Annotated in this window: 4 protein-coding genes and 1 rRNA gene; all 5 read left to right on the top strand. The window is 38.0% G+C overall.

Going from position 1 to position 6611, the window contains the following annotated elements; translation table 11 throughout:
* A 5S ribosomal RNA gene (gene rrf / locus JYB65_RS10915) occupies window positions 1–97 on the top strand; the annotation flags it as partial.
* Between the two features lie 944 nt (window positions 98–1041).
* Window positions 1042–2451 carry an arginine-ornithine antiporter gene (gene arcD, locus JYB65_RS10910; RefSeq protein WP_206582706.1) on the top strand — a complete coding sequence of 470 codons (1410 nt, stop codon included), beginning with the start codon at window positions 1042–1044 and terminating at the stop codon, window positions 2449–2451.
* Window positions 2452–3204: 753 nt separating this feature from the next.
* Complete coding sequence (gene arcA / locus JYB65_RS10905; RefSeq protein ID WP_206582705.1) at window positions 3205–4428, top strand: arginine deiminase; 1224 nt, start codon at window positions 3205–3207, stop codon at window positions 4426–4428.
* 25 nt (window positions 4429–4453) lie between these two features.
* A complete protein-coding gene (gene argF, locus JYB65_RS10900) occupies window positions 4454–5458 on the top strand; it encodes an ornithine carbamoyltransferase (RefSeq protein ID WP_206582704.1) in 1005 nt (334 codons plus the stop codon).
* A gap of 12 nt (window positions 5459–5470) precedes the next feature.
* Window positions 5471–6409: a carbamate kinase gene (arcC, locus tag JYB65_RS10895; RefSeq protein WP_206582703.1), complete on the top strand. Its 939-nt coding sequence runs from the start codon at window positions 5471–5473 to the stop codon at window positions 6407–6409.
* The last annotated feature ends 202 nt before the right edge of the window (window positions 6410–6611 follow it).

Genomic DNA, 6611 nt, shown 5'->3' with positions numbered 1-6611 from the left:
GGATCCACCTGTTCCCATCTCGAACACAGTAGTTAAGCTCTCTAGCGCCGATGATACTTGGCGGGCAGCTGCCTGGGAAAGTAGGACGTTGCCGGTTTTACAAAAAAGCACACTGCAATTTGCAATGTGCTTTTTTAGTGTAAAACGGGACAGCAGGGAGCGTAAGCGAGTCGGAGTGAAGAGCAAAGCTCAAGCGTTGCCGGTTTTGCAAAAAAAGAAGTTACGAAAGTAGCTTCTTTTTTTATGCAAATATGCAAATTTTGAGGCAAAACGGGACAGCGAAGGGAACGTAGTGACCGTAGGAGTGAGGCATGTAGTGCCGAATGTTGCTGGTTTTACAAAAAAGCACATTGCAAATGCAGTGTGCTTTTTTAGTGCTTTTTTGAGTAGACGATGAAAATTTATGAATCAGAGATTCATGATTTTCTAGCCTAAATTCTGTCGTCAGCATTAAAATGCTGGACAGAATGTTAAAACGAGACAGCAGGGAGCGAACGGAAAAATTCAGACCAGCTGAAGCCGAGGAATTTCCGTATGGCACCTACCGGACATTTGCTTTGCAATTGTGGTTAGGTGCGTAAGCGAGTCAGAATGAAGAGCAACGCTCTGAAACGTTGCCGGTTTTAAGTGAGAGCAGTCCTTTTTCAAGAACGTGGCTCGAACTTATGCAATGATGACGTAATTGTAATCCTCGCACGAAGCGTTTTAAAAGCACACTGCATTTGCAATGTGCTTTTTTATTATGAAGTTACGAAAGTAGCTTTTTTTTGTATTTTTGGCTAATATTTATCGGGTATTTTTTTGTATATTTATTGCTTTTTAATGTTGTTAACAAAGAAGAATATATGGATTTTATGCGATATTTTTATATAAATACTGCATAAAAGCGACAAATTTATACAAGAAAAAGCCTCTTAATAGGCCGACGAAAAATTCTGATATTAACTATAATATCAAAGTAATCACGTCGGACTAAGAAAGAACAGTTCGTAGAATTACAATGAAATCATTCTAAATCAGAGAGAGAGGACGGTATTATTTATGTCAGATAATACGAAGAAGCTAGGGGTAGTGGCGTTAGTCGCCATGGTTATTAGTTCATCTATTGGAAGTGGTATTTTTGGTATTTCTACAGATATGGCGGCAAGTGCTAGCCCAGGAGCTGCAATCATCGCATGGTTGATTGTAGGGATCGGTATTTTAATGTTATGTCTTTCTTTTACAAACCTAATAGCAAAAAGGCCTGATTTAAGTGGGGTATTTAGCTATGCACAGGCGGGCTTCGGACCGTTTGGAGGATTTATCAGCGGCTGGGGTTACTGGCTGTCGGCTTGGCTTGGAAATGTAGCCTTCGCAACAATGATGATGAGTGCGATCGGGTATTTTGTACCGCCACTTAAAGGGGGACAGAATCTTCTATCCATCATTATCGCAAGTGTCATACTATGGTTTATGTGTTTTCTAGTAAATAAAGGAATTGAAGGCGCTGCTGTAATAAATGTTATTATTACGATATGCAAGTTAGTTCCGCTGTTTATATTTGCGGTGATTGCAATCATCTTTTTTAAAGCAGATATGTTTACAGCAAACTTCTGGGGCACTGCATCAGGAAACTTTGAAGTAAAAGATGTATTCAGCCAGATTCAAAATACAATGATGGTATTAATGTGGGTGTTTGTTGGTATTGAAGGTGCTGCAATGATGGCAGACCGTGCAGAAACAAAATCCGTTGCTGCGAAGTCAACCGTTCTAGGATTAGTTGGATTATTAATTATATACATTCTAGTATCTCTGCTGCCATACGGTTTAATGGATAGAGCTACTATTGTTGAGTTTGGCCAACCTTCTATGGCATACATATTAAAAGAATTAGTTGGACCTTGGGGCGCTGTATTGATTAATTTAGGTTTAATTATTTCAATCTTTGGGTGCTGGTTATCTTGGACGATGCTTCCTGCAGAAACAACTTTGCTGATGGCGAAACAGAATCTTCTTCCTAAAAAATTCGGAGAAGTGAATAGCGCAAATTCACCGACGTATTCCTTGGTATTTATGACCATATTAACTCAGCTATTTATTTTTACTTTACTTTTCACCGAAAAGGCATATAACTTTGCTTATTCACTTTGCACCGCTGCGATTTTTGTATCATGGATTTTAGTAACGATGTATCAAGTGAAACTGTCGTATCAGAATAAAGAGACAACCCAGTTCCTTATTGGGCTATTAGGGTGCATTTTCTTTGTTTGGGCGATCTACGCTTCCGGATTGGGCTATTTCTTATTATGCTTCACCGTATATATCTTGGGCATCTATTTTTACGCAAAAGCCAGAAAAGAGATTGGATGCGAAAAAGTATTCAATAAAAAAGAGCTTATTATTGCAGGACTTATCGTATTAGGGGCGCTAATTGCTATCTATTTACTTGTCACTGGACAAATCGCAATGTAGCTTATTATAAAATATAATAATATAACAGCAATGAAAGACTTTGAAATGGTAGAGATACCATTTCAAAGTTTTTTATTAGGAAATATCGCTTGCGATATTGACAGAATATCAAAAAAGTCTACTGAAATGCGACCGAATGGGAGCTAAAAGTGCCTCGCAGAGGCTTTTTTTATTGCATAGAATGCAATTTGGATATAATAGCATAAGGAAGAAAAGCAAGAGTAAGAGCAGACTCTTAATTGAAAACACTTCGTAAAATGTAATCTCCAGGTGATTGGCGATAAATATTTTTACCATTATTGATGGAATATTGCAAAATCACTTATTTAATTACTACTAAATGTTTGTTCAAAGATTGCTCGTGTTTTATACATGGGATGAATACTTGAGTCTCGAGCATTAAGAAATAACGAAGGGACATATTTTGTATAAAAAAATGTATTTTTTATACGGAAAAGGAGTTTTGCTAATGGATATTTAGGTATGTAGTATGAGTTCGATATACCTAATATGTAAGAATTTTCGCATATAAGAATGTATAAATACAAATTAAAATGTTATTTGAGCGGGGAAATAACAGAAAATAATACAAAATAATTAAGTTTTATATTCATACATGCATAAATGATTTTATGTATTATGGGATAGTAAATAAAAGTCATGCGCATGATTAGTATATTAATCTTCAGAAAATTACCAAAACTATTTACATGAAAGAAATTTTAAAATTAAGATTGTTAGGGAGGCTGCTTGATGATAATTAATGTTAAGAGCGAGATTGGGCCATTAAAGAAGGTACTGCTGCACCGACCTGGTAAAGAGTTAGAGAATTTAACTCCTGATACTTTGGACAGATTACTATTTGATGACATTCCTTTTCTGCAAGTTGCGCAGGAAGAGCACGATGCTTTCGCACAAACACTTCGAGACAATGGTGTGGAAGTGGTTTATTTAGAAGATTTAATGACAGATGTTATAAGCTTAAGTGATGAAATCAGAGATCAATTCTTACATCAATGGATTAAAGAGGGTGGTATTAGCACCGAGAAGTATAGGCAAAAAATTTATGATTTCATGCTCAGCTACAACGATAACAAAAAAGAGATGGTTTTAAAATCAATGGAAGGAATCGTTTTACGTGAATTAAATTACAATAAAGAGGATTCTTTAGTTGATTTAATGAGCTCTGCTTCCAAATTAATCATTGATCCTATGCCGAACCTTTATTTTACGAGAGATCCATTTGCTTGTATCGGAAACGGTGTAAGCATTAATAAGATGTATTCACAGACCAGAAATAGAGAAACCATTTACGGAGAATATATCTTCAAATATCATCCGGAGTATAAAGGGCAAGTGCCAAAATATTTTAATCGCTATAACCCATTCCATGTGGAAGGTGGAGATATCTTAAATCTTAACGATAAAGTGTTGGCAGTTGGTGTTTCTCAGAGGACTGAAGCCGATGCAGTTGAAATGCTGGCAAAGAATATTTTTGCTAGTGAAGAGTCAACCATTGACACTGTTCTTGCTTTTGATATTCCTAATTCCAGAGCATTTATGCACTTGGATACGGTATTTACACAGATTGATGTAGATAAATTTACAGTACACCCCGGCATCTTAGGCCCGCTGGTAGTATATGAAATCAAACGAGGAAAAGAGAAAGACTCTATCAACGTAAAGAAAATTGAAGATAAATTAGAGAGTATCTTACAAAAATATTTGCAATTAGAAAAAGTCACACTGATCAAGTGCGGAGGCGATGACCTTATTGTATCCGAAAGAGAACAGTGGAACGACGGATCCAACACGTTATGCATTGCTCCGGGAACCATTGTAACGTATCAGAGAAATACAGTTACAAATAAGCTGCTTAGAGAGCACAACATAAATGTTTTAGAAGTTCCGAGCGCAGAATTATCCAGAGGCAGAGGCGGCCCACGATGCATGAGCATGCCGTTAGTAAGAGAGTAATAAATTTATTTAAAGGAGAAAAATCATGGCAGTTAATCTAAAAGGAAGAAGTTTTTTAACACTAATGGATTTTACCCCCGAAGAAATCAGATATATGTTAGACCTTGCACACGATTTAAAGGCTAAAAAGCGCGCTGGTATTCCGGGAGATGCTTTAAGAGGGAAGAATATCGTCCTTCTTTTTGAAAAGGCATCCACAAGAACAAGATGTGCATTTGAAGTTGCTTGCCTGGACGAAGGCGGCGGAGTTACTTTCCTTGATTCAAGCAGCTCCCAGTTCGGAAAAAAAGAATCTGTTGAAGACTCCGCAAAAGTATTCGGCCGATTCTATGATGGAATTGAATACAGAGGATATGACCAATCATTAGTGGAAGATTTAGCCAAGCATGCAGGAGTTCCTGTATGGAATGGGTTAACAGATGTAGATCATCCCACTCAAATTTTAGCAGATATTTTAACGATTGAAGAGCATATCGCAAAGCCTTTAAATAAGATTAAGGTGGTGTTCTGCGGCGATGTAAGAAACAACATGAGCTATGCATGGATGTACGGATGTGCAAAGATGGGAATGCATTTTGTCGCCTATGGACCGCAGACTCTAATTGACGGAATTGATAAAGATATTCTTGCAAGAGTAAATGAAGTAGCAGCTTCTACAGGTGCGAAGATTGAACTTTGCAGTACACCGGAATGCTTAAAAGGTGCAGATGTGCTTTACACAGATGTATGGGCATCCATGGGCGAAGAAGCACAGATTCCGGAAAGAGTAAAACTGTTAACACCATATAAGGTAACCATGGAAATGGTAAAGGCTACAGAAAATGATGATGTGATCTTCTTACATTGTCTGCCATCCTTCCATGATTTTGAAACAAAGATGGCAAAGACTCAGATGGAAGAAGGATATGATATCAGAGAAGTAACCGATGAAGTATTCAGAAGCAGATACTCTAAGGTATTTGATGAAGCAGAAAATCGTATGCATACTATTAAGGCAGTTATGGTAGCTACTATTGGTAGACAGAACTAAGAGGGAGAATTTATGAAAAGAATTGTAATCGCCCTTGGCGGCAATGCGTTGGGTAATACACCGGAAGAACAATTGGAACGCGTAAAAATTTCAGCGCAAACAGTAGTAAATGTGGTTAAAGCAGGCTATGAAGTGGTGGTTTGCCATGGAAATGGTCCACAGGTTGGAATGATTAACCGTGCATTTGAAAAAGCTCACGAGGCTGGGCATGTTCCAGACATGCCATTTCCTGAGTGCACAGCAATGAGCCAAGGCTATATCGGATATCACTTACAGCAGGCAATTGACCAAGCACTTATCGAAAATGGCATTAATGATGTCGTTGTTATCACGATGCTGACTCAGGTCATCGTAGATGATAAAGATCCGGCATTCCAGAATCCGACGAAGCCAATCGGTACATACTATGACGAAGCTACTGCTAAGAAATTAATGGAAGAAAGCGGCTATAAGTATGTAGAAGATTCAGGAAGAGGCTGGAGAAGAGTGGTTGCATCACCGGTTCCTGTAAGTATTTATGAACGAATTTCATTAAATACATTGATTAACGCAAATCATGTGGTAATCGCAGGCGGCGGCGGAGGAATCCCTGTCGTAAAAGAGCCAAACGGTTCCTATCACGGAGTTCCGGCTGTAGTAGATAAAGATTTAGCAGCAGAGAAACTTGCAGAATTGGTATCTGCAGATTCTTTAGTAATCTTAACTGCAGTAGACAGAGTTGCTATTAATTTCGGTAAGCCAAATCAACAGTTGTTAGAGAGAATGACCATTGAAGAAGCCGAGAAATATATAGAAGAAGGGCATTTTGCTCCAGGAAGCATGCTGCCTAAGGTGAAAGCGGCTATGCAGTTTGCTCAGAGCGGTGAAAATAGAAAAGCTATTATTTGCTCTCTGGAAAAAGCAGACGAAGCTTTGAAAGGTCTTACCGGTACTGAAATCGTACTGAAGTAATGTACTTATCGTCAACATGAAACGAGTAGTCTTTGCGTGCATATTTCTCATGTGTGCAGTCAGGACTGATTGACTAATTTAATCCTCCAAAAAAATTGAATATTTCTATGATGTAAGAAAGTAAGCTTTCACCTTAACTACAGCATATCTACTTTGTTATACAGTCAGTTCACAATGGCGTAGAGGTCTGCCTATATTGTGA

Origin of the sequence: Clostridium aminobutyricum (assembly GCF_017255415.1) — a bacterium.
Classification (GTDB): Bacteria; Bacillota; Clostridia; order Peptostreptococcales; family Anaerovoracaceae; genus Aminipila; species Aminipila aminobutyrica.
The sequence above is the reverse complement of the archived record's forward strand: the minus strand, read 5'-3'. Positions and strand labels throughout refer to the sequence as shown.

What these genes read in the sequence shown, in the direction of transcription:
- arcD (WP_206582706.1), top strand. Translation starts at nt 1,042, where the DNA reads ATGTCAGATAATACGAAGAAGCTAGGGGTAGTGGCGTTAGTCGCCATG.
- arcA (WP_206582705.1), top strand. Translation starts at nt 3,205, where the DNA reads ATGATAATTAATGTTAAGAGCGAGATTGGGCCATTAAAGAAGGTACTG.
- argF (WP_206582704.1), top strand. Translation starts at nt 4,454, where the DNA reads ATGGCAGTTAATCTAAAAGGAAGAAGTTTTTTAACACTAATGGATTTT.
- arcC (WP_206582703.1), top strand. Translation starts at nt 5,471, where the DNA reads ATGAAAAGAATTGTAATCGCCCTTGGCGGCAATGCGTTGGGTAATACA.